Source organism: Furfurilactobacillus entadae (assembly GCF_045862745.1).
Taxonomy (GTDB): domain Bacteria; phylum Bacillota; class Bacilli; order Lactobacillales; family Lactobacillaceae; genus Furfurilactobacillus; species Furfurilactobacillus entadae.
The window spans coordinates 1-21,414 of the sequence record NZ_BQXN01000024.1; the positions used below are offsets into that span (position 1 = coordinate 1).

At 45.0% G+C, this 21,414-nt stretch carries 25 protein-coding genes; 11 read left to right on the forward strand and 14 right to left on the reverse strand.

From position 1 onward, the window contains the following. The 8 genes from ACKTR5_RS09415 to ACKTR5_RS09450 all read right to left on the reverse strand — a co-directional run. Nucleotides 1-139, reverse strand: a 139-nt coding sequence (locus ACKTR5_RS09415; RefSeq protein WP_456237548.1) for a helix-turn-helix domain-containing protein, incomplete at its 3' end; no start/stop codon positions are given. 103 nt (nucleotides 140-242) lie between these two features. Next, nucleotides 243-1,328 (reverse strand): hypothetical protein, encoded by a 1,086-nt coding sequence (locus tag ACKTR5_RS09420; RefSeq protein WP_407881044.1) that lies wholly within the window; start codon nucleotides 1,326-1,328, stop codon nucleotides 243-245. Nucleotides 1,329-1,920: 592 nt separating this feature from the next. Beyond that, nucleotides 1,921-2,232 (reverse strand): hypothetical protein, encoded by a 312-nt coding sequence (locus ACKTR5_RS09425; protein WP_407881045.1) that lies wholly within the window; start codon nucleotides 2,230-2,232, stop codon nucleotides 1,921-1,923. A gap of 169 nt (nucleotides 2,233-2,401) precedes the next feature. Beyond that, complete coding sequence (locus tag ACKTR5_RS09430) at nucleotides 2,402-2,911, reverse strand: hypothetical protein (RefSeq protein ID WP_407881047.1); 510 nt, start codon at nucleotides 2,909-2,911, stop codon at nucleotides 2,402-2,404. Nucleotides 2,912-3,049: 138 nt separating this feature from the next. Next, on the reverse strand, nucleotides 3,050-3,190 hold the full coding sequence (locus ACKTR5_RS09435) for a hypothetical protein (RefSeq protein WP_407881048.1): 141 nt from the start codon (nucleotides 3,188-3,190) through the stop codon (nucleotides 3,050-3,052). After that, nucleotides 3,183-3,869, reverse strand: a complete 687-nt coding sequence (locus ACKTR5_RS09440; protein WP_407881050.1) for a Rha family transcriptional regulator — start codon at nucleotides 3,867-3,869, stop codon at nucleotides 3,183-3,185. Before ACKTR5_RS09440 ends, ACKTR5_RS09435 begins: the two co-directional genes overlap by 8 nt. A gap of 293 nt (nucleotides 3,870-4,162) precedes the next feature. After that, complete coding sequence (locus ACKTR5_RS09445) at nucleotides 4,163-4,435, reverse strand: DNA-binding protein (protein ID WP_407881051.1); 273 nt, start codon at nucleotides 4,433-4,435, stop codon at nucleotides 4,163-4,165. A gap of 13 nt (nucleotides 4,436-4,448) precedes the next feature. Next, complete coding sequence (locus ACKTR5_RS09450) at nucleotides 4,449-4,628, reverse strand: hypothetical protein (RefSeq protein WP_407881052.1); 180 nt, start codon at nucleotides 4,626-4,628, stop codon at nucleotides 4,449-4,451. Between the two features lie 152 nt (nucleotides 4,629-4,780). Here ACKTR5_RS09450 and ACKTR5_RS09455 point away from each other — a divergent pair, with 152 nt between their 5' ends. The 6 genes from ACKTR5_RS09455 to ACKTR5_RS09480 all read left to right on the forward strand — a co-directional run bounded on the left by ACKTR5_RS09455 (nucleotide 4,781) and on the right by ACKTR5_RS09480 (nucleotide 10,106). Continuing rightward, nucleotides 4,781-5,632 carry a helix-turn-helix domain-containing protein gene (locus ACKTR5_RS09455; protein WP_407881053.1) on the forward strand — a complete coding sequence of 284 codons (852 nt, stop codon included), beginning with the start codon at nucleotides 4,781-4,783 and terminating at the stop codon, nucleotides 5,630-5,632. Between the two features lie 138 nt (nucleotides 5,633-5,770). Then, nucleotides 5,771-6,445 carry a DUF6037 family protein gene (locus ACKTR5_RS09460; RefSeq protein WP_407881054.1) on the forward strand — a complete coding sequence of 225 codons (675 nt, stop codon included), beginning with the start codon at nucleotides 5,771-5,773 and terminating at the stop codon, nucleotides 6,443-6,445. Between the two features lie 90 nt (nucleotides 6,446-6,535). Then, a complete protein-coding gene (locus ACKTR5_RS09465) occupies nucleotides 6,536-7,714 on the forward strand; it encodes a tyrosine-type recombinase/integrase (RefSeq protein WP_407881055.1) in 1,179 nt (392 codons plus the stop codon). Nucleotides 7,715-8,001: 287 nt separating this feature from the next. After that, the gene (locus ACKTR5_RS09470; RefSeq protein WP_407881057.1) at nucleotides 8,002-8,628 is read left to right on the forward strand and encodes a helix-turn-helix domain-containing protein; all 627 of its coding nucleotides are present in this window, start codon (nucleotides 8,002-8,004) and stop codon (nucleotides 8,626-8,628) included. Nucleotides 8,629-8,734: 106 nt separating this feature from the next. Continuing rightward, on the forward strand, nucleotides 8,735-9,061 hold the full coding sequence (locus ACKTR5_RS09475; protein ID WP_407881058.1) for a DsrE family protein: 327 nt from the start codon (nucleotides 8,735-8,737) through the stop codon (nucleotides 9,059-9,061). Between the two features lie 316 nt (nucleotides 9,062-9,377). Beyond that, nucleotides 9,378-10,106, forward strand: coding sequence for a hypothetical protein (locus tag ACKTR5_RS09480; protein ID WP_407881060.1), 729 nt, complete (start codon nucleotides 9,378-9,380; stop codon nucleotides 10,104-10,106). Between the two features lie 53 nt (nucleotides 10,107-10,159). Here ACKTR5_RS09480 and ACKTR5_RS09485 read toward each other — a convergent pair whose 3' ends face one another. Continuing rightward, nucleotides 10,160-11,620, reverse strand: coding sequence for an NCS2 family permease (locus ACKTR5_RS09485; protein WP_407881062.1), 1,461 nt, complete (start codon nucleotides 11,618-11,620; stop codon nucleotides 10,160-10,162). Between the two features lie 245 nt (nucleotides 11,621-11,865). Then, nucleotides 11,866-12,405: a TetR/AcrR family transcriptional regulator gene (locus tag ACKTR5_RS09490; protein WP_407881064.1), complete on the reverse strand. Its 540-nt coding sequence runs from the start codon at nucleotides 12,403-12,405 to the stop codon at nucleotides 11,866-11,868. A gap of 126 nt (nucleotides 12,406-12,531) precedes the next feature. Here ACKTR5_RS09490 and ACKTR5_RS09495 point away from each other — a divergent pair, with 126 nt between their 5' ends. After that, nucleotides 12,532-13,371 (forward strand): MBL fold metallo-hydrolase, encoded by an 840-nt coding sequence (locus tag ACKTR5_RS09495; RefSeq protein ID WP_407881065.1) that lies wholly within the window; start codon nucleotides 12,532-12,534, stop codon nucleotides 13,369-13,371. A gap of 60 nt (nucleotides 13,372-13,431) precedes the next feature. Here the strand turns inward: ACKTR5_RS09495 and ACKTR5_RS09500 are convergent, their stop codons facing one another. Beyond that, on the reverse strand, nucleotides 13,432-13,728 hold the full coding sequence (locus tag ACKTR5_RS09500) for an alpha/beta fold hydrolase (RefSeq protein WP_407881067.1): 297 nt from the start codon (nucleotides 13,726-13,728) through the stop codon (nucleotides 13,432-13,434). 108 nt (nucleotides 13,729-13,836) lie between these two features. Beyond that, nucleotides 13,837-14,364, reverse strand: coding sequence for a methylated-DNA--[protein]-cysteine S-methyltransferase (locus tag ACKTR5_RS09505; protein ID WP_407881068.1), 528 nt, complete (start codon nucleotides 14,362-14,364; stop codon nucleotides 13,837-13,839). A gap of 168 nt (nucleotides 14,365-14,532) precedes the next feature. Here ACKTR5_RS09505 and ACKTR5_RS09510 point away from each other — a divergent pair, with 168 nt between their 5' ends. Then, a complete protein-coding gene (locus ACKTR5_RS09510; RefSeq protein WP_407881070.1) occupies nucleotides 14,533-15,243 on the forward strand; it encodes a class I SAM-dependent methyltransferase in 711 nt (236 codons plus the stop codon). A gap of 60 nt (nucleotides 15,244-15,303) precedes the next feature. Here ACKTR5_RS09510 and ACKTR5_RS09515 read toward each other — a convergent pair whose 3' ends face one another. Then, nucleotides 15,304-16,203 carry a LysR family transcriptional regulator gene (locus ACKTR5_RS09515; RefSeq protein ID WP_407881071.1) on the reverse strand — a complete coding sequence of 300 codons (900 nt, stop codon included), beginning with the start codon at nucleotides 16,201-16,203 and terminating at the stop codon, nucleotides 15,304-15,306. A 178-nt stretch (nucleotides 16,204-16,381) separates the two neighbouring features. Here ACKTR5_RS09515 and ACKTR5_RS09520 point away from each other — a divergent pair, with 178 nt between their 5' ends. The 3 genes from ACKTR5_RS09520 to ACKTR5_RS09530 all read left to right on the forward strand — a co-directional run bounded on the left by ACKTR5_RS09520 (nucleotide 16,382) and on the right by ACKTR5_RS09530 (nucleotide 19,395). After that, on the forward strand, nucleotides 16,382-17,833 hold the full coding sequence (locus tag ACKTR5_RS09520; protein ID WP_407881073.1) for an FAD-dependent oxidoreductase: 1,452 nt from the start codon (nucleotides 16,382-16,384) through the stop codon (nucleotides 17,831-17,833). Between the two features lie 219 nt (nucleotides 17,834-18,052). Continuing rightward, nucleotides 18,053-18,769, forward strand: coding sequence for an orotidine-5'-phosphate decarboxylase (gene pyrF, locus ACKTR5_RS09525; RefSeq protein WP_407881099.1), 717 nt, complete (start codon nucleotides 18,053-18,055; stop codon nucleotides 18,767-18,769). Continuing rightward, on the forward strand, nucleotides 18,763-19,395 hold the full coding sequence (locus tag ACKTR5_RS09530; protein WP_407881075.1) for an orotate phosphoribosyltransferase: 633 nt from the start codon (nucleotides 18,763-18,765) through the stop codon (nucleotides 19,393-19,395). The genes pyrF and ACKTR5_RS09530 overlap by 7 nt, the downstream gene beginning before the upstream one ends. An 81-nt stretch (nucleotides 19,396-19,476) precedes the next feature. On the opposite strand, the gene mnmG is transcribed toward ACKTR5_RS09530, so the two are convergent. Then, nucleotides 19,477-21,393 carry a tRNA uridine-5-carboxymethylaminomethyl(34) synthesis enzyme MnmG gene (mnmG, locus tag ACKTR5_RS09535; protein ID WP_407881077.1) on the reverse strand — a complete coding sequence of 639 codons (1,917 nt, stop codon included), beginning with the start codon at nucleotides 21,391-21,393 and terminating at the stop codon, nucleotides 19,477-19,479. Between the last annotated feature and the right edge of the window lie 21 nt (nucleotides 21,394-21,414).

Here is a 21,414-nt window from a genome sequence, read left to right on the forward strand (position 1 = left end):
TACCACGCTTTAGCTCTCGAGAAATTGTGGCAGGGCTTCTTTTCAACGCCTTCGCAATCCGGCGGATTGAAAAATGTAGTCCTTGGTAAAGATAGATGAGCTCACGTTCACGTATGGTAAGATGACAATAAGGGCTCATAGCTGTTTTCCTCCGTTGGTTTGTTTTCCCAAACACCATTATACGGGAGACTCAGTTATGAGCCTTTATATGTGTTGCACTTAAATTGTAAATTCGCGTGTAATTAAAATGGTAAGTCTGAACCATCATCAATCGTTTCACGTTCACTATTCTGTGGTTCTACAAAGGGGTCAGGTGGTAGCTGTTGTTTCTCCGAGAACAGACTGTTATTGTCCAATGCTTCTTCAAGCTGTTCAATGTCATAAGTATCTTCTTGGTGGTAGTAGTCTTCATCCAATTTAAACCCAATCTGCTTTGACAAGGATACATGGCCACCACTCTGATTAACTCGTTCAGCTTCTTCACTGACATCAGTCACATGGTTGTTTATCTGATCGTCTACAATACTCTGCAAGTACCTAACTGGATTAGTAATGTGTGGCTTCACACTCATTTCAGCAGCAGCCAACTTTAACAGTCGTCTAGCATTTACCCTATCAGTATGTTGCTCCAGTTTCTTCAAACTATCATTCAGAGCAAGCTTATCTATATCAATCAGGTACTGTTTACTTGGATGACGTTGTTCAATAGCAGTTATTACTGCCTCATTCAAATCAGCATCTATTTTAGGTACTTCTTGTTTTGACTTTGATTTTTGAGTTTTTGAATTAAAGGGAACAATCGGGCCCACTTGGTCAAAGTGAGCTTCTTGTTTTTTATTGCTTGTTATTATTGATTGTTTATTAGTGCTTGTTACTATGCCCTTCACCGTACCATGGTTTAGGGCACCTGGTGAGAATACCTCTATATCAGCATTCGTATTTTCAGAATCGCTTAAGACCGGCTTTTCTGAATCATCCCACCGTTCGCCCTCAGGGGCACCTGGTGGAGTACTCTCTTTCATCTTAACTTGAGGCGTATCAAATACATCATAGTCATAAACAAAACGTCCTTGCTTTCGGCTTCTGTGCATTGAAACAAGCCCGTACTGACGTAATTCCTTAACTGCATTGGTGTACTGCTTATCAGACAATACCGCTCGTTGCTTAAGCTCAGCTGCACTAAAACGCCACTCTTTGGTGTTATCTAACATAATAATCCACAAGGAAAGAGCATTTTTGCTTAATACCTTACCGGCCTCGGTATATACGTCCATATCAATGTTCAAAAAACGTCTCATTTGCTTAGCGCTACGCCTATTAACTGACATTTCATTTCTTCCTTTCCTTGATTAAATTATGGTAGTTTATGTGTAACTATTCTGATAATCATCTATCGAAAGTGATTCTAAAAACTGAGCTGGATCCTTACTAGGTATGCTATTTCGTGTTGGCAATATTTTGACTATCTCCTTGCTACCACTGACTTCAACATTACATCCATATGAATGAAGAACGGGTTCACCCCCCGGGGTCAAAAATGTTAAAAATTACTCTCCGCCACAAGAAAATGGTACTGTGTGTGCTCCTCTCACTATCCATAAGGGGCGGGGGTAGATTCATACAACCGTACTCATAAGTACACTTGTTATTGTTTGCAAAATGGAGCCTTTCAAAAGTTTTTAATTACTGCATTTTCAGAGAGCGAGACGCACATGTGTGAGCTCTCTCATTTAGCACTAGGCCGCCCCCCTAAATTGTTTACATAATGACCTTTAATAAATCCGTTATCGTTTAGAACGACAACGACATAGCCTAATCGATAATTATTTCATACCCGTTAATCTCGCGGATATGAATTGCTTTGAATGACCTTTCTCGATGGTCACTTTGCTTATCCCAAAGACAACAAAACTGAATCAATTAACTTGATCCAGTCCGATAGTCAGTCTGCATTAGCAAGCTATTGCTTAAACAACTCATCGATACCCTTGTCAGCTTGTTCAAGTAGATCAAGAACAGCCTGTGCATTGTACTCCGTAGCTCACTCTGGCGGTCCTCTTCCCAAGCGACACCAAAAGCATTATCGTTAGTGGGGTTCCAATTCCATTTAACTAGCTCCTCATCAATTGCTTCGTCATAATCAAACAGCACTCTCACTAAGTCACGTGCCTTCAATAACGTGTACTGCAAGTCATTTAAATCATACTGTGGTTCAGCATCCAGTTGTTTCATTGGTCGAATCCTCCACATTCATCTATAGTTCCACACACGACTTTTAAACAGCCACTGTGGCCACTCTACTTATTTCCGGGTAAACATATACCGGCGAACCGGTTCATGTGCTCAGTTCCTTATTCATACGCCTGTAAATCAGGCTCAAAATTGATGCTGATAGTTTTCCCTACCCAAATTGTTCAAGTCCAAAGAACTCTGATAGTAACGACTTACCACCTTGACGCTCTCTCTGATGGCTGATACTCACGGTTAGTCGTACGATGAACAGCATGGTTTCATTATTCATGTAGTCCGTTAAGAACTCGTAAGGCTCTTTGATGAGTTCATCAATGCCTTGTTTATGAATCATCCGCATGGTAGAAAAATAGTCTTTCCAATCAGCACCAGGTTTTAAGTAATCCTTATCAACTGGGAAGATGTTCATAAATTCTCGAGGCGTGTAATGCTTCAGTATCTCCACCACATGAAACATTGCCCGTAGGTCTGCTTCACTATCCCGATTACGATAGCCAAAATTGGTACGTTTAACCTCGTAGTAGATCACTTTGCGCCATTCTTCCTTTTGTAATGCTGCTAATTTAGTTGATCCCATTAGCGTAGCAAAGGCTTGCTTCGCCTTAATGATCTGACGCTTTTCTGCCCTGGTTAGTAATTGATAACGTTCTTCTTGATCCATCCTAGTAAGCCTCTTTCTTTGTCCGTCCACACTGTCCACACTTGTAACAGCGGTACTTACTGCCGTTCATGGTCATGGTGCCAACATACACATAGCGGTGGCCACGGATAACACATAGTAGTTTATTCAGCATGAACCTCATCCCCCAATCTGGCTTACTGAAATCAGCACCGCCACAAGCATCACACCGTAGTAGAGCACCGCTAACCAAAGCTGATTGACGGGGATGTGCGTGTAGTCTGCCACATTGTTTAGAGTCCGTTGTACTGTCTTAAGCATTGCTGACCACCTCCTGCTTGGCTGGTAACGTAACCTGGTAAATAATGCCTTGGCGTCCCACCATTGACTTAATTACGCCATAGCCCATTTTGAGTTCTAGCAACGTGATAACCTGGTTCTTTACTTTTTGAACAGCCAGGGACTCCTTAGCCGTCAGATACTGAGTAAGGCTCTCGTGTTTACCAACGTGGCGAGAACGCTTCAATTCAACCGTTGAGACTCCTAATGCTGTCTTATAGATCAGGCGGTTATAATTTGCGTAGTCGTGAGGGTTACTGTTCTCGTTTTCTTTAATGGCATCCCCCAGGCTCTTACTGACAGTCTTACCCTGCTGGTAAAGCATCTGAGCATGTTGTAACTGCCGGCGTTGCTTGCTGAATTGCTTAACCAGTTCCAACTTAAAGGCAACGACCTGGGGCGTATTATCCAGTAATGTAATTAAGAACGTGGCTTGATTCTCGTTTAAGTGCCATTGCTTCCGAGGGCGTCCACCTTTGGGGTTTAGCGATTTCAAAACGCTAAACTCAACTTTGCCAAATGCTTTTAATTCTGTCTGGTAGTTTCTGATTAAGTCATTAACGGCTTTCAATGTGTTATTAGAGTATTCAGCGATAACATCCGCTGTGGTGTATAGTTCATCAGTGATCTTTAAGCTGTTCGTAAATACATAGTCCTGCATGGCTATACCTGTAACTTTCTGGTACAATTGCAGACGAAAAGCACCTACTCAATAGGCTTTTTCGTTGGTTTCGCTGCCGTCCAAAGCTAAGCGAAGCCTTTTTATTTTCCGTCATAGTTGTACGCTCCTTTAGTGACGTGAGACTATTCAATTTGTAAGGGGTCACCATTTTGGGTACCCCCTTTTATTTTGCCCTGAGGTACTAAAACAGTACCTCGGTAATGCTATGTGTCGGGGGATGCTGTTAAAGGCATCCTCTTTTTGTGTCTACTAATAATCGCCCCGCACAGGCTTTACATTTTGTGTTCTGAATAGAACTTATCAGCGTCCACTTTGTCGATCCGTTGGTTATTGCCTACCGTAATAACTCGTAACCCTTGAGCAATGTAGCCTTGCAATGTGTTAAATGAACACTGGAGATACTCGGTTGCTTGCGTCTTGGTCATATAACGCGGTAGAGCCTGTCGCTTAGCTGTGATAGTAAACGCCTCTTTAGCAGCATCCATCATCATCGCTTTCAGTTGTGCCTCAACCTCGACCGGAACAGGTACACGTAGTTCCTGCATAGTCTATCCTCCTTTACTTAGATGACAGTAACTTAATAGCATCTTCCACACGTTGCTTATGGGTATCGTTTAGCGGTGTTCTAAGCCAAACAGATAACTGACTACTAGTAATTCCTACAGCCTGAGCAACCTCCCAATACCGCAACCGTCTTTGCTCAATTGCCTCACGGATGGATAAGTTTTCTAATGACATCGTTTTTCCCTCCTGAATTTTCAAGTATCAATTTTTACTTGAATTTATTGTTTTTAGCTATTTTTAAGTACAGTTATACAGCCTGATGTTTAAAAAAGCAACAACAAGTGTTATATTTCATTCATAGCTACTTAGAAAGACGGTATTCAACCATGAAAATTAATTTAAATCGCATCCTAAAAGAACGAGATATATCTATCAACAAGTTGTCACAGCCTGCAATGACAGGCATTGCTCGTAATACACTAACGGCTTTGGCTGCCGCTGATGAACTTCCAGAGGGCACGCAAATCAAGACGCTTCAAAAGATTTGCACAGCCCTAAATATCGAGCTTTATGAACTTATTGCTCCAAATCCTATTTCTGCATCAATAAGTGATCTGTTTGAAAACAGCCACTATACAAGCATGATTAAGGGACAAAAGGTGTATAGACGATTTACTTTTTTTGCTGAAATTAATAGTGAATTTTCTAAGGCATCAATTCCTTTTGAACTAGATGCTTGGCATTCAGACAATTTAACGGATCGAGACATCACTAATCTAAAAGATATGATTGCTAATGCTACACGATCAATCCAATTAGATATGGACTTAAAAACAGATGATGGCAAAGATGAACTTTCAAGCAGGCTTTTTAAAGCTCTCAGGTTAAACGCCATCAAACAAATCAGCGTACAAGATTTGTTAGTTAAAGATGTTAAAAACCTCAGTGAAGAAAACGCTGCTTTGTCTGAGTACTGGTCTACTCATCATTCTTTAGAAAAACCCGAAATAAGAACGTTTTGTGATTTGAACTTACCAAACTATATAAATCTAGAACCATTAACCACACAGCTTTGCATCAAGCTCATGAGCTTCATGGGTTTAAGCCAGGCTGTTGATGTTGACTGGGTATTCAACTCCGGTTTTCACGAACGCCCATTTACCCAATCTGTTTCTTTCGATTCATTGAGTAAAACGTCTAGTACTATGTATCAATTTGGCCCTTTTGACGTCTACTAAATGACTCCGCCTTTTCGTTTCTCCGTATTTTCAACTACACAGCAACGGGGATGAGCCCACTAAAAAACAAGTGATTTCAAATGACCTGTTTCAATTCATCCCCTAGCAACAAACTTATAAAACAATGGAGATCATTCTATGAAAATTGGCGTTAGAACTCCTAGCCTGAGCAAATCAATCAAAGCGAAGAAGTATACTTTTGAATTTCGAGCTCTAAAACAACATTATCAATCTCAGATGGTTCCAAGGGACAGCAATGTGCAAGCATTTGAATTAAGGCATAAGAACCATGATTACTCACTTTTACTAGAACGTGTTGGTGACGTACTCCCTGGCAACAAAAAAATCAGATTAACATTCGTTGAACGAGGAACACAGAACGTACTACCACTAAATACAGACACTAGTTTCAAAATAGATATTTCAAAGGATCTGCGAAACAAACTATTTCGCTTTTTCCATATCGAATCTGGCGATGGTCATGATAACTTTTTTAAAGTTTTAAGTACGATAGACTCACACTGTCACGCTATTTTCATCAGTAACGTTCCTAGATCGACTATTGCTTCAACATATCAAGTCGAAAAGAAAGACCTTCTTTACTTTGACTACTTCATTGACTGGAAAACGGCAAATGCAAAAAAACCGAACACAAAAGATAGACATGTATCCTTTGCTAACCGTGAGAAAACTCAAGTTCTAATTCCTGACTTGTATGCTCTTATTAAAAATTTGGACATTTCAGTTGCATACACAGATATCCAGCCCACAGATGAACACACAAAGTATACGGCCGAATTTAATCATCTATAGTTTTTTCTTTGAAAGGAGTGATGCCACCACATAACTAAGCACCGCCATTTCCCTTACTCGCCCCGCACAGGTAGTTAAGGAGACTACACAATGGCAAGCATTAATGAATACCAAGATAAAGATGGCAACAAACGTTACGAGTTCCAGCTATACATGGGTGTAAATCCACAAACTGGCCGTAAAAAACGTACTCGTAGACGTGGCTTTAAGTCAAAAAAAGAGGCCGCCGTAGCACTTTCACGCTTAGAGGTACAAGCGGAAGACTATGGCGACACACCAAAAGAAAATAATATTCTGTTTTCTGAGGTCTTTGCTGAATGGTTTCCGGTCTATCAGAATACTGTCCGTGAAAGCACCTGGGCGAAAACAAATAAAATGTTTGAAAATCACATCCTACCAGCATTCGGTGATTTGCGGATGCGTACCATTACAATAGATCAAGTTCAGCAAGCAGTAAACAAGTGGTTTAGGTTCACTACCGCTGGTTACCGGCGTTGGTACTATTTTACCTCCCTGCTGTTTCAGTTTTCACTAAAACGTGGCTACATTGAGAAGAACCCTGCTAAACTCGTAACAGTACCCAAGCATGAGGCTAAGGCTGGTAAACAGTCTGAGAACTTCTGGAGTCGTGATGAACTTGCAACGTTTTTTAATTGCATTGATCCGCTAGCTGAACCAGAGAAGTTCACTCTATTCTGGGTCTATGCTTATACAGGCGCCAGACGTAGCGAAATACTAGCACTTGAATGGTCTGATATAGATTTCAATAAGAGTACCCTGATCATCTCTAAGACGCTCTCACAGGGTGTAGGTGGTCACACAATACTGAACGCTACTAAAACGGCCAAGGGGATGCGCACTATTCCTCTAGACATCAAAACACTACAGTACCTCAAACAATGGCATTTAGCTCAACAACAACAGTTACTCATGCGTGGGAACAATCTCAACGCAACGGCTCATTTGCTAGTTTTCCCTAACAGCAAGGGCAAATACAAGTCACTAGACACACCGCACAAATGGTTATCGAAGATCATCAAAGATAACGGTTTACGGTACATCTCAGTCCACGGCTTACGCCACACAAGCGTTTCAGCCATGTTTGCTGCTGGTGTCCCTATCAAGGAGATTCAGAACCGTATGGGGGATGCTGATGTACAAACAGTCTTTAACACTTACATCCATACAACAGAGGAACAAGACCGTGCCGCCGCTAATCAACTAGCAGACTTCCTCGGGGGAAGCCAAAAGGGTAGCCAAGTTCAATAAAGTTCCACATGAAACATGTGTAACGGCTGGTACAATAGGATTCCTAGATTTCCGGGTTAATTCCCCTGGCGATCCATCATATAACATTAACCAGCTTTCACGAAGCGTTAACTCGCCGTGGTTGCTGGTTTTTTTGTGCGCTCAAAAGCACTTTTATTAAACATGGCAACATTACCAGCCATAAAAATAATCCTTCAAATCCCCGTCATGTCGCGGTCGCATAGAATCATTGCTACCAATCACAACCATAATTGCCTACACTAATTTCAGAAAGCAAGGTGATTACTTTGGAATTTGGCCAACGTTTAAAAAAGGCACGGCTTGATAAAGGCTTGACGCAAGAACACGTCGCAACCGATTTTATGGTCACCCGACAAACAATCTCGAGCTGGGAAAATCAAAAATCCTACCCTGACATTCTTAGCCTCATTGCCATCAGCGACTACTTCGATATTTCGTTAGACATCTTGTTAAAGGAGGACGCCAACATGCAAACCTATTTAAAGAAGAAAGAAGTTGAAAAACGGCTTCGACCACTGACTGCATTACTCGTTACTGTCGACATTATTTTTATCATCTTAATGACGAGTGATTCATTCAACCTGATCAAACTGTCACACGACTTATCTTTAGCCATTTTTCTCTTTGGCATGATTAACGTTGCGGCGTTATTTATCCTTAACAACCTTAAGGAAACATTGGGCATCAATCATCATTCTAAACGCGGGCGAGACATCATGGCTCATTTGACTTCAAGAAAGGCCCTCGCTGCTTTAATCCTGACGCTAGTGATCGGGATTATCCTCACCATGGCCAATCTTCCTTCATTTGGCGGCTTCCTAATGGGCTTAGCCGTCGTTCTTCTGGTTAATTGGCTAATCCTGCACAGTATGAACAAAACACGCCATCGCTAACTCTGGCTTTCTTTCAGGGACGCTAACCATAAGTTATTGGCCGTTTGGTGATACAGTTGAGTTCAGTGATCAGTACCGAACCTAGCCATCACAGGAGGAATAACACATGCAACCAATGAAGGCCGTTTTCCATGTAGATGAACCCAATAAAATCGAACACGCTTTGAGAAATCTTCATAATTTCTTGGCTATTGTCCCAACTGCTGAACTCGTCCTAGTAATTAACGGTGACGCAATTACAGGATTCACAGACCCCGTTTTACAAGCTGCCATGGCACAATTGCCAACGGTCGCCTTTCACGCATGTCATAATGCGATGAACTCACATAACCTCTCCGAAGATGACATTCCTGCATTTGCCACGATTGTTCCAGCGGGCGTGGTCGACTTAGCGGAATTACAAAGCCGTGGTTTTGCTTACATTAAGCCTTAATGGCGATATTCACATAAGCACTGTTTCACGTGAAACAATCGCCACCAAATTTAACAATCATGAATCCTTGATGATACCGTGAAGGGCTAACACAATGACGACTTACTAATTGTCGTTTGTGTTAGCTTTTTAAATTCACATTATGGCATAGCATTATCGCCTCAAACATTCACCACTCTCCTTCAGAAATTTTCCCGTATGCCACTTCAATAATTTTCCGTGAAAACCAGTTCATTTTGGCTTAGTATGAAATTATTACTAATTCGATAAATAGTGATTAGTAACGATAATTAAATCCTTAAATCTGGAGAACCTCATGAAAAAAGCCCTCATCCTATCATTATCAGTTCTTACACTTCTGGTTCTAACTGGCTGTCAAAATAGCGCTAATAGTGAAAATGATTCACTCTTAGATCATTCTTCTTTAAAAAAAACCACCGTCACTGACTCAAATCATTCATTCACTGACCAGTCCTCAAGTTCAACAACTAGTGAACACGACACTTCGTCAACGTCGGTGTCCCTTAGTTACCAGCAAAAACGACAAATCAATGATTCCTTTTTAACTTGGGCAGATGGGCGTGCTTTAATCGGCCACATGGCAGTTAGTGATTGGTACTTTGACCACGGGGCTGCGGGAAGTGGCGATTGGTATGCAAATACGCCTGATGGGCGTGTCCAAGTTCAGGACAATGAAAACCCTGGTGCCAGCGCCTTCAGCATTCATTCAGTGGGTGGCTGTGTGTTTTATAAATCCAAAAATGGTGACACCGGTAAGCAAGACTTGTATCAGGGCTCTTTTGCAGGAAACTACAATGCCGGTGGAATGGATTTTGATAAACCAGTCAGTAAGTATTTGCTTGGCGATAACGGCGTTGTCTATGAACTAAAAACCGGTAATGGGACACCTGTTTCGACAAATACAGGCTTTGGTCAAACCAGTGGCGAAGGAACCACTGCTCACGAACCAGATGAACAGTTTGAAGTGTCTGCTGATACGGCTGCTCAAACAGAGTTAAAAAAATTGATCAATCAATATAAATAACACATGAAAAAGGCCGCTAACTTCCGTTAGCGGCCTTTTTCCCATCAAGCAATTTATTTTGAATTTAATGCTAACACAACAAAGTTCAGTAAGAATAATGCGGTGATCACCCACAGAATTGGGCTAATTTCGTTAAATTTACGTTTGGCTGATTTCACTAAGATATAGAAGATAAACCCAGCAGCAATTCCGTATGAAATGGAATAAGAGAACGCCATGAAGGCGGCCGTGAAGAACGCTGGCACCGCAACTTCAAGATTTTCCCAATCAATCAGCTTAAATTCATTCATCATCATAATGCCGACAACAATCAAAATTGGAGCGGTTGCGGCACCCGGAATAACGTTAACAAACGGAGCAAAGACTAAGGATAATGCAAATCCGGCAGCTACTGTGACAGCAGTCAACCCGGTCCGTCCACCGGCCTTAATCCCAGCAGAAGCTTCAATGAACGTCGTTGTGTTTGACGTTCCTAAAATCCCGGCGAACATGGTTGCAAACGTATCCGAGACTAGCCCCCGATCCATTTTAGACTTAAAGCCTTTACCTTCATAAAATTCTTTTTGATCTGCTTCAGAGAAGATCCCGGTCGACATCCCCGTTCCAATGAATGTTCCGATTGCATCAAACAAACCGGAGAGTCCCATCGAGAAGACCGTTAAAATCACCACTAAGATATGTCCAGGCGTGGTAAACATGGACCCGAGTCCCTTACTTCCCAGTGCCTGCCCAAAAATCGAACCAAAATCTTTAAACGTTGTGTGGAAGGCAGCCAATCCCTGAACATGGGTATTAGTCACTCCCATCGGAATTCCAATTAGCGTTGTAATAATCACAGAAATAATAAACGCACCAGGTACGTTCATGATAACCAATAAGATCAACACCACTAATCCGATCAGCGCTAAGAGCACTCCCGGTGTGTTAAACAGCGCGATTCCTGGCGTTGTTCCTGAACCAGACATCACACTCTCAATCGCATGGTGGATCGTTTGCCCATGGTAAGCAGTGTCATTGACTGAAAGGATGCTTTTAGACCCAATGTTAAAGTTCAAAAAGCCGGCATTATTTAAACCGATGTAAGAGATAAATAACCCAATCCCCGCTGCAATCCCGTGCTTCAGCGAATTGGGAATTCCCTTAACGATCATCGCCCGAACCTTGGTTAGGGTGATGATAACGTCCACTAGCCCTACCAGAAATACCATTCCAAGCGCTTGTTGCCACGTAAAGCCAAGGCCAAATACAATCGTGTATGTAAACATCGCCTGCATCCCTAACGACGGTGCCAAGGCATAGGGTAAGTTTGCAAAAAGACCTGTAATCAACGTCCCCACAATGGTGGTTAAAATCGTTGCTAAGAACACCCCTTGGCTCGGCATCCCCGTTAAGGAAAGCACAGCCGGATTTAAGAAAATGATGTAGGCCATGGCCACAAACGTTGTTAATCCCGCCAACACTTCGGTTCGAACGTTGGTCTTGTTCTCAGATAATTTAAAATAATGTTCTAGCAATGTCCTTATCCTTTCTGTGACAAAAAAACAGCCGCATCTGTGTCTTGCACACAAATACGACTGTAAAAAGAAAAGTGACGTAATACAAAGATATTTGTACTACGTCATTAACCAATGATGGACTTCCCCATTTATGGAGTCTGTGGCAAAACACGTTAACGACTCGTATGAAATTGTTTGATTAATCGTTACCGACTAATAAGAGTTGTCTATTAGTATAAGCACTCCACCATTTTTTGCAATAGTCAATTTACTGCCAATGAACTTTCGACCTCACGGGTAATGAAGTCGGCCATTTTTGCTTGTGGTAGTGAGGCCGTTACTAACCAATCTAATAGCACGCCTCGCAGACCATGTTCAATGTATTGCCAGCAATATTTCCGCTCAGTTTTTGTTGTGTAACTACTGTGAGCAAGGTCGCGTTCAATCGCCAATGCCATTGCTTTACCTAAAAACTGACTGTTCGGATTGCTGAGCAACGCGTGCATTAATTGCTTCCGCCGCCCTAGGAAAACAAGCAATTGCGTTTGAAACTCATGCAGGATTTGGGGAGCACTAATCTGCAGATCATCATTAAACTCACCAATCAGATCAAGCTCAAGCTGCTCTAACAGTGCATAAATGTCCTCATAGTGCAGATAAAACGTACGCCGATTAATATCAGCGAGCTCCGCCACTTCGGCCACAGTAATTTTATCAAACGGCTTCTGTTCTAACAGTTCAGTAAACGCCTGTTTGATGTTTTTCTGTGTTCGTAAAATTCGTCGATCACTCGGTTGATTCATTATTTACACCACCATTTTTCTCATGTGTGTATTATGACACAGATGGGAAAATTTGTTTACTGTTTCTTCTTCATTCCGGCTTTATATTAAACACCATCAACAACAGCACGCAGGAGGATGATAACAATGACAACTTTAAACTATGATACTTACATCGACGTTCGTGACAGTTCAACCCGGAACATTCCGGCCGGGACAGAAGACCTTCAGTGGGTCGCTAACACGGCCACGCTTATCTACGGTGACCGTGACGCCATCTTGGTTGATACGTTTTTATCAATTGAGGCGAACAATAAACTCATCGACTGGATTAAACAGCACAAGGTCAATTTGAAGTTTATCTACATTACTCATGCCCATTCCGATCATTTCTCTGGCGCTGCAATGCTCAAAGACGCCTTTCCAAATGCCAAGGTCATTGCCACACAAGCCACGGCTGACGCCATTCCTGCCGTCATTATGCCAGCAATGGTGACCACCGTTTGGCAACAGCTTTTCCCCGGCCAGGTGCCAGCACATTTAGTTGGCGCGGATGAAGTCGTTACTGATCAATTCGAGTTGGAAGACCATCAGATCGACATTTTGAGCGATAACTTCACAGACACGCACGATTCGACCAGTTTATGGGTCCCAGATCTCAAATTAGTTGTCGCTGGTGACGCAACCTACAACGGCGTGCACCCTTTCATGGCTGAAACGACCCTTGATGCCCGTAAAAATTGGATCAAGGTTAATGAACACATGAAGACCCTTCACCCAGAACACGTCGTTGCTGGCCACAAAGTGCCCACAAACGATGATGATCCCAAGATTCTTGATGAAACGATTGCTTACATTTCCACCTTTAACGAACTAGCCGAAACCACTCACTCGGCTGATGAACTGTATCGCGAAATGATGACGCGCTACGGTACCCGGATTAATCCCGGTTCCCTGTGGGGCGTGTCCCAGTCAATCTTTCGGTAACACAAAAAAAGGCCCCTCAAGTCAGATTTTTCTAACTTGACGAGCCTGTTTTTTGTAAGTTCAATTGTTAGCGTTAAGAAACGCAATCATTTTCTCTGCAACCAGCTCTGGCACTTGCGCCTGGCCGTAGTGGCCGACACCAGGTAACATTTCATAATGACCACGCCCTGCTGGCATCGCACTTACGAGCGCCTTTGCTTCTTGCTTAGGGTTCGCAAAGTCATGGTCTTCACTCCCCATCAAAATAAGGGTGGGCACGGTTAGCTGGCTCAGTGCAGTGCCCGCTTGTTTAATGGTTGCCACTAGCTGCTGGCCCACTAAAATCCCATGGCCACCTAGTTTTTCGATGCCTGCCAACAAATCCCGCACGGTACCCTAGTGGGTATAATAAGGCCACAGTACACTTGCTTCCCGTGACCACGCAAATCAACCGTCGTCACTTGATAGCCCCTCCGCTTCCACGCTTTAAATGTGTTGCTGTTCCAAATGACTCCGGTCAAACCCTTCTAACGCTAATAGGGCAATTTTACGATCCATTCCACCAGCGTAGCCTGTCAGTGCCCCATCTGTTGCAACCACCCGGTGACACGGGATGATGATGGAAATCGGGTTGTGACCAACAGCACCCCCAACGGCTCGTGCAAGCTGGGCCGCCTTTGCGTCATCATCCGTGATCAATTGTGCAACCTGCTTGTAGGTCAGGCTTCTCCCGTACGGAATCGTCGCCAACGCTGCCAACACTGATTGCCGGAATGCGGTCACTTGTGGTGCTAATTTTAACTCGCCGATATCTGGTTGTTCGCCCGCGAAGTATGCTGTCAGCCACACCATTGCTTGTTTAATGGGTGCCGATTGTCCCACCGTCACGTCGGCCAAATCAAACCCAGCCCCATAATATTTCTGATCCGCAAACCACAGACCCATTAACGCTTCCTCATCGCTCAGTAAGACAATATCTCCCAGTGGCGATTGATAATGACTTTGATACAGCATGTCGTTTACCTCCTCTTGATTAACACCGCTCGTTTTGTTTTCTAAATTATACGCTCAAATACGAAAATTGCTGTCATCTAAACGTTGCTAAATTTTCAGATCCTCATCGTTCATAAAATAATCATGCTATAATCATTAATGTTTCTAAGCAGGAAAGTAGGAAAGCTCATGAATAAAATTCGTTATGGGATTGATGCACCGCTCGTCCCACTTCTTTGGTTTCTCGGTGGCCTGGGCGTCTTAATTGGCGTCGCGGTTAGCCACGATTATGCCACCTGGCCAATCAGCCTTATCTTTGGCGTTGTTTTACTGATTGGTAGCGGGTTGTTTCTTCACACTTCGGTTCGAGGAAAGTTTCTCATTTGGCAAAAGATCATCGCTCAATTATCGCTCCCTGACACAAGTCACGTGCTTGATCTTGGCACTGGTCATGGCGCTGTTTTGATCCCGCTAGCCCAAAAATTAACGGCTGACGGTCAAGCCATCGGGGTGGATCTGTGGCGAAATCGCGATCAGTCCAGTAATTCATTAGCGGCTACTGAAGCAAACCTTAAGCTAGCTGGTGTTGCAGACCGCACCAAGCTTATCACGGCCGATATGCGGCATTTAACCCTTGAAGATAACCAGTTTGATCTCGTCGTTTCTAGCTTTGCTTTTCACAACATTAAGCCAGCTGCTGATCGGATAACGGCGCTCCATGAGGCGGTTCGTGTGTTAAAACCTGGTGGTCAATTAATTATTGTTGATACCGGTCACAATCTAAAAGAGTATGCGGCAGCACTGCACGACTTAAAAAACATCACCACGAAATCTTGCGGCCTAAACGGCTGGTGGTCCGGTCCGTGGATGGGTTCTTACATGATTAGCGGCGAAAAATAAGCATGCACAATATTCCTTTTCTATGCAAAAGTCCCGGTCAACTGACCAGGACTTTTTTTATTATCGGTCCACATGTCGCAATGCTTCCAAAACGTGTGGCACAAGGGGATTTTGGTTCGTAGTGTTAACAACCGCGTCGATTGTATACCGCTGTCCAGCCGCATCCACCCATGGTACAAACGTCATGTGTGAATCCAAAGGGGCAGGTAAAAGACCGCTCGGGTAAAACGCAACGGCCTTATTTAACGACACAAGTAAATTCATTTGTTCAACGCTGGTTACGCGATGAACTTTTTTATCATTAGCCAACTGCGGCACGCTCGACACAAAGCTTTCACGTAAAAACGTTGAATTTTCGGGACTATAGTACAGAATCGGCAGTTCACCAATGTCCGCTCCGGCTAACGATTTCTGGCGACTCAATGGATTCAGCTTACTGATTCCCATCACCATTGTGCCCGTAAAAATTGGCACCGCAGTGACCGCGGGACTTTCAATCATCACTGGGTGCCCGTAACTGATGGAAAGGGCAACGTCCAAAGTCCCATCTGCCACTGCATGAATGAGGTGCTCATTACTACCCTCGGTTACCGTCAACTGAAGGTGCTGATCTTGATCAAGCAATTCATACAAGACACTTTGTAGTAACCGCTGTTCAAACGCTGAGAAATAACCAACTCGAAGCCGTTGCTGTTCAGTGACCTTAGCACGTTGAATTTCTGCTAAAACATTCGTGTAATTGTTAACAATATCCTGTGCTGATGCGTAAAACAGGTGTCCTTGTGTTGTTAATGAACTGCTGTTTTGCCCACGCTCAAATAACCGAACCCCCAGTTCATCTTCCATCATCGTCATCTGTTTTGATACCGCTCGTTGTGACAGATACATCTTCTGAGCAGCTTGCTGAAAACTCCCGTATTGAACCACGTTTAAAAACGTTTTTAGCCGTTCGATTTCCATCATCATGCACCCTTTGACCCGAACCAGTGGTTGCCCAGGCGAACCTTTTGCTCAATTTTAAACCGCTTCATCACGCACTATGATAAGCGTGGGTGATGAATCACTTACCGCTATTATACAGACACTTTATTTTTAAAATCAATTGATCACTAAATAACATACTTACTGGAGGAAGCTTATGTCTACTCATAATTATGACGTCGTTGTTGTCGGAACCGGTGCGTCAGGAACAAGTGCTGCCGTTACCGCAGCGCAACGTGGTGCAAAGGTCTTACTGTTGGAAAAGGGCCGGAACACCGGAGGAAGCAGTAACTACACGGAGGGCCTCTTTGCCGTTGATTCTTACCTACAAAGGGAACAGCACATTAACGTTTCCAAAACCGCCGTGTTGAAGGAAGAAGTCACCTATTCCAAGTTTCGCGCTGATTCACGCATTTGGCGAAACTACATTGACCAAAGTGCTGACACCGTCGAATGGCTCAAGGACCAAGGGGTGGAATACGAGGGTGTGCAGGCCATGGGTGATGGCGAAGCAACGTGGCACATCTACAAGGGCATGGGGAACGCGGTCATCCACGACGCCCTGCTTCCAAAGGCAGAAGCGCTTGGTGTTGACATCCGCACCTCGACTGAAGCCACCGCCATCGCAACGGATCAACAGCACATCACCTCAATTACCATCCATGACCTTGCCACGGACACGACAGAAACCATCACCACAGCAGCCGTCATCTTAGCAACCGGTGGCTACCTCAATAACCACCAGTTAATGCAAACTGACACCCACTACGATACAGACCGGTTGGTGACCGTTAGCTCCGGTAAAGGCACCGGTGATGGCCTTCAAATGGCCTGGAATGTTGGCGCAGAGCAGTACGGCCTCGGGACCGCCATGCTATTTGGTGGCTACCTAAACGACCCTGATGAACCCTCATTTAAAATGATGGGTTCAGAAATGAACGCGGCAGCCGGTCAGCAACCACTTCTATGGGTCAACGAAGACGGCCACCGGTTTGTCGATGAAAGCGTCGTTTATAACTTCTCGTACGCCGGTAACGCCCTCTACACCCAAAATAAAGTGTTCAGCCTCCTAGATTCTTCAGTCATTGAAAAAATGGCAAAAACGGGAAATTACATGGGCCTCGGGGTCTACGTCAAACGTGGCCAGAAAATGACGAAGCTTCAGGAAGAAATCGACGCCGCAGTGGCCGCCGAAAAACCGTTTATCATTAAGGCTGACACCGTTGAGGAATTAGCAGCGAAAATGCACGTTGACGTCGCTAACTTGACCAGCACGATCAACCAATATAACAATGATGCCGCTAATCATCAGGATACCGAATTTGGTAAGGACGCCCAGTACATGGTGCCGTTAGAAAAAGGCCCATTCTACGCGTTTGATCTCAGTGTTGGCGCCTTTTGTACCATGGGTGGTCTAAAAGTTACGCCTGAAAATGAAGTTCTTGACGCCCACGGTCAGGTCATCACCGGACTTTACGCCGTCGGAAACGACGCCTCTGGCCTTGCCGGTGACACATACGGGCCAAACATGCCCGGGACCTGCGTCGGCTATGCCTTTTATTCAGGCAGAACCGCTGGTGCTCATGCCGCAACCCTCGTACAGGGCTAATCGAATCGCCAAAATCATCAGATAAAATCAGTGACAGATTTTTAAAATCCAGTATGCTTATGAACAACAAATAAATCATGCCGCTTTAACTCGATCCAGTGAGGTCGATAAGCTAGCTCAATCATAATCCACAATTACGTCACCAATGGGGAGACTGAACGGTTAGCCGGGCAGAAGACCATTGGTTTTTTTGTGCCCAGGTGGTTGAAAGGAATGTTCATTTTGAAACCAATCATTCTTGCATTAGATGTTGCCAGTCTTGCCGCGACCGATCAGCTACTAGATCAGCTGACACCGCACCATCACCCCGTTATCAAGGTGGGGATGGCCCTCTTTTATAGCATGGGGCCAAGCCTCATCACCCATTTACAGGTCCGGGGGTGTGACATCTTCCTCGACCTTAAGCTTCATGACATTCCGACAGCCGTTGAACAGGCCGCGTTTCAAATTGGCCAGCTTGGTGTTCAGTACACCACTGTTCATGCCCTTGGCGGAACCAAAATGATGATTGCCGCCAAACGAGGGCTTCGGTTCGGCGCGTTAACAGCCCACGTCACCCCGCCCAAACTCCTTGCCATCACAGAATTGACGTCCGTTTCAGAACTGGCGCTCAATCACGAACAGCGGGTCACTGGAACCATGACGGATCAAGTCAACCACCTCACCGCTCTTGCCAACCAAGCTGGCGTTGACGGCATTATCTGCTCGCCACAAGAACTTCCGCGTCTCCGGCAGTGGGTTCCTGACGACTTTCTTCTGGTCACACCGGGCATTCGCCCCGTTGGCAGTACCACAGATGACCAATTACGAACCATGACACCAACGGCCGCCATTGCCGCTGGCAGTTCAGCTCTCGTCATCGGTCGCCCCATTACCCAGGCAGCCAATCCGTTAACCGCCTACCAAGCCGTTATAAAGGAGCTCGCCACATGCTAATTCAACCCACTCAGACTGCCATCTTAACGAATGAGTTACTAACGCTTGACGCCATAAAGCTCGACCCACAGCACCCGTTTCAACACCAAAGTGGGTTAATGGCCCCCATCTATACGGACATTCACGCAACGATTGGCCGCCCACCACTTCGCCAACTGATCGTGTGTTGCTTAGCTGATCTGATCACCACTAGGTTCCCTGAAGCGACCGTCATTATGAGTCCGTCTACCCCCGATCTTCCTTACGCAGCACTGGTTGCCGAAGCGCTTGCTTTACCACTTGTTGACGCGACAGCAATGAACGACCAACCAGCGATCCGCGTAGCCAACACGGACCACGTGGTCTTGCTAACGGATGTCATCACTACCGGTAATCGCCTTGTTGAAACTGCTGCGAACGTCCGTCACTCAGGGGCAACCGTTTCTGGTCTTGCCACCATTTTTGATTATCAACTGCCTGATGTCGTTACGACGCTTACCGACCATGATGTTGCACCAGCTGCACTCATCACTTATTCACACTTATTGGCTCAGCTGGTTGATCAACATGCGCTAACGCGGGCAGATAAACTCCTTGCAAAGACATGGCAACACGATCGCTGGCACTGGCGGGCCATTACCCTTTAACCAACAAACAAGAGCCCTTTGATCAGAAATTTTCTCTGATCAAAGGGCTCTTTTCATTGTTTCATGTGAAACACACCACTGTTACTGACTTACTTTAGCGATTCGTCCCTGTTCAATGTAAACGGACAAAATGGCAATGTCGGCTGGGTTGACCCCTGAAATCCGACTCGCTTGGGCCAGTGTTTCCGGTTGAATTTTAATCAACTTTTGCCGGCCTTCCGTTGCTAAACCTTCAATCGCGTTGTAGTCCATGTTTGCTGGGATGGTCTTTGCTTCCATCCGCTTCAGCTTTGCGATCTTTTCTTCAGCCTTCTTGATGTAGCCGGCGTACTTCAGCTCAATTTCCACTTGTTCGACAACCCGCCGATCAAGTGGTTCTGCTGGCGCCTCAATAAACTGCATCACATCAGCATACGTGACTTCTGGCCGCCGTAAGAAATCGGCTGCCAACACACCATCCTTCAATGGCGCATCATTATGGTCAGCCAACCAGGCGTTGACCTGCTCGTTAGGCTTAACGCGAACTGACGCTAACCGCTTCAGTTCACCCTCAATCGCTGCCTGCTTGTCTTCAAAATGATCGTAATGCGCGTCATCAACCAGACCAAGGTCATGACCCATCGCCGTCAACCGCAAGTCTGCGTTATCATGCCGCAAGATCAGCCGGTATTCGGCCCGGCTCGTCAACAACCGGTATGGTTCCTTGGTTCCCTTAGTCACCAAGTCGTCGATCATGACACCAATGTAGGCGTCTGAACGCTTCAACGTAAAGTCAGCTTGGCCAAGGGCCCGCCGACCTGCATTGATTCCGGCAATCAACCCTTGCCCAGCGGCTTCTTCATAGCCAGACGTTCCGTTCATTTGCCCTGCTGTATACAGGTTCTTAATGAGCTTCGTTTCTAGCGTATTGCGTAATTGGTATGGGGCCACAACATCGTATTCAATGGCGTAGCCTGGCCGCATCATTTCAGCGTCTTCAAGTCCCTTAATGGAGTGAACGATCTTTTGCTGAATTTCTTCTGGCATGGACGTTGATAGTCCCTGAACGTACCATTCATCCGTCTTACGACCTTCTGGTTCTAAGAATAATTGGTGGCGATCCTTATCGGCAAACCGCACAATTTTATCTTCAATCGACGGACAGTACCGGGGACCAACCCCTTCGATCACACCGGAAAACATCGGTGCGCGGTCCAAATTTTCACGAATAATTTCGTGGGTGTGCTCATTGGTATACGTTAACCAACAGCTCAGTTGGTTCTTCACGTCAATGTATGCTTCGTCTGGTGTGTCAAAACTAAAGTGGTTTGGCACGTCATCACCAGGTTGTTCTTCCGTTTCATCATAATGAATCGTTCCGCCATCCACTCGTGGTGGGGTCCCGGTCTTAAACCGTTCCAGATCAAAGCCCAGATCTTCCAAGTTTTCAGACAGCTCAATGGATGGCTGTGAGTTATTCGGGCCCGATGAATACATCAGTTCTCCGATGATGATCTTTCCTCGAGAAGCCGTTCCGGCCGTCAACACAACGGACTTGGCCTCATAGTGCGCGCCAGTTGCCGTAATCACCCCGTGACAAACGCCATCGTCCACCATTAACCCAGTAACCACCCCTTGCCGTAACGTCAGGTTTGGTTCCTTTTCCATGGTGAGCTTCATTTCTTCGTGGTAGGCGTGCTTATCTGCTTGCGCCCGTAGCGCCCGGACAGCAGGGCCCTTCCCGGTATTCAACATCCGCATCTGCACGTATGTTTTGTCGATGTTTCGACCCATTTCGCCACCAAGGGCGTCAATTTCACGCACAACGATGCCCTTGGCTGGTCCCCCAACAGATGGGTTACATGGCATAAAGGCCACCATTTCAAGTGAAATCGTCATTAAGAGCGTTTTGTTCCCCATGCGGGCTGCCGCCAGCGCCGCTTCAGAACCAGCGTGACCAGCACCCACGACGATAACGTCGTACTCACCAGCCTGGTAAGGCTTTCCTTCTGAAATCATGTCGTTTAATCCTTTCATCAT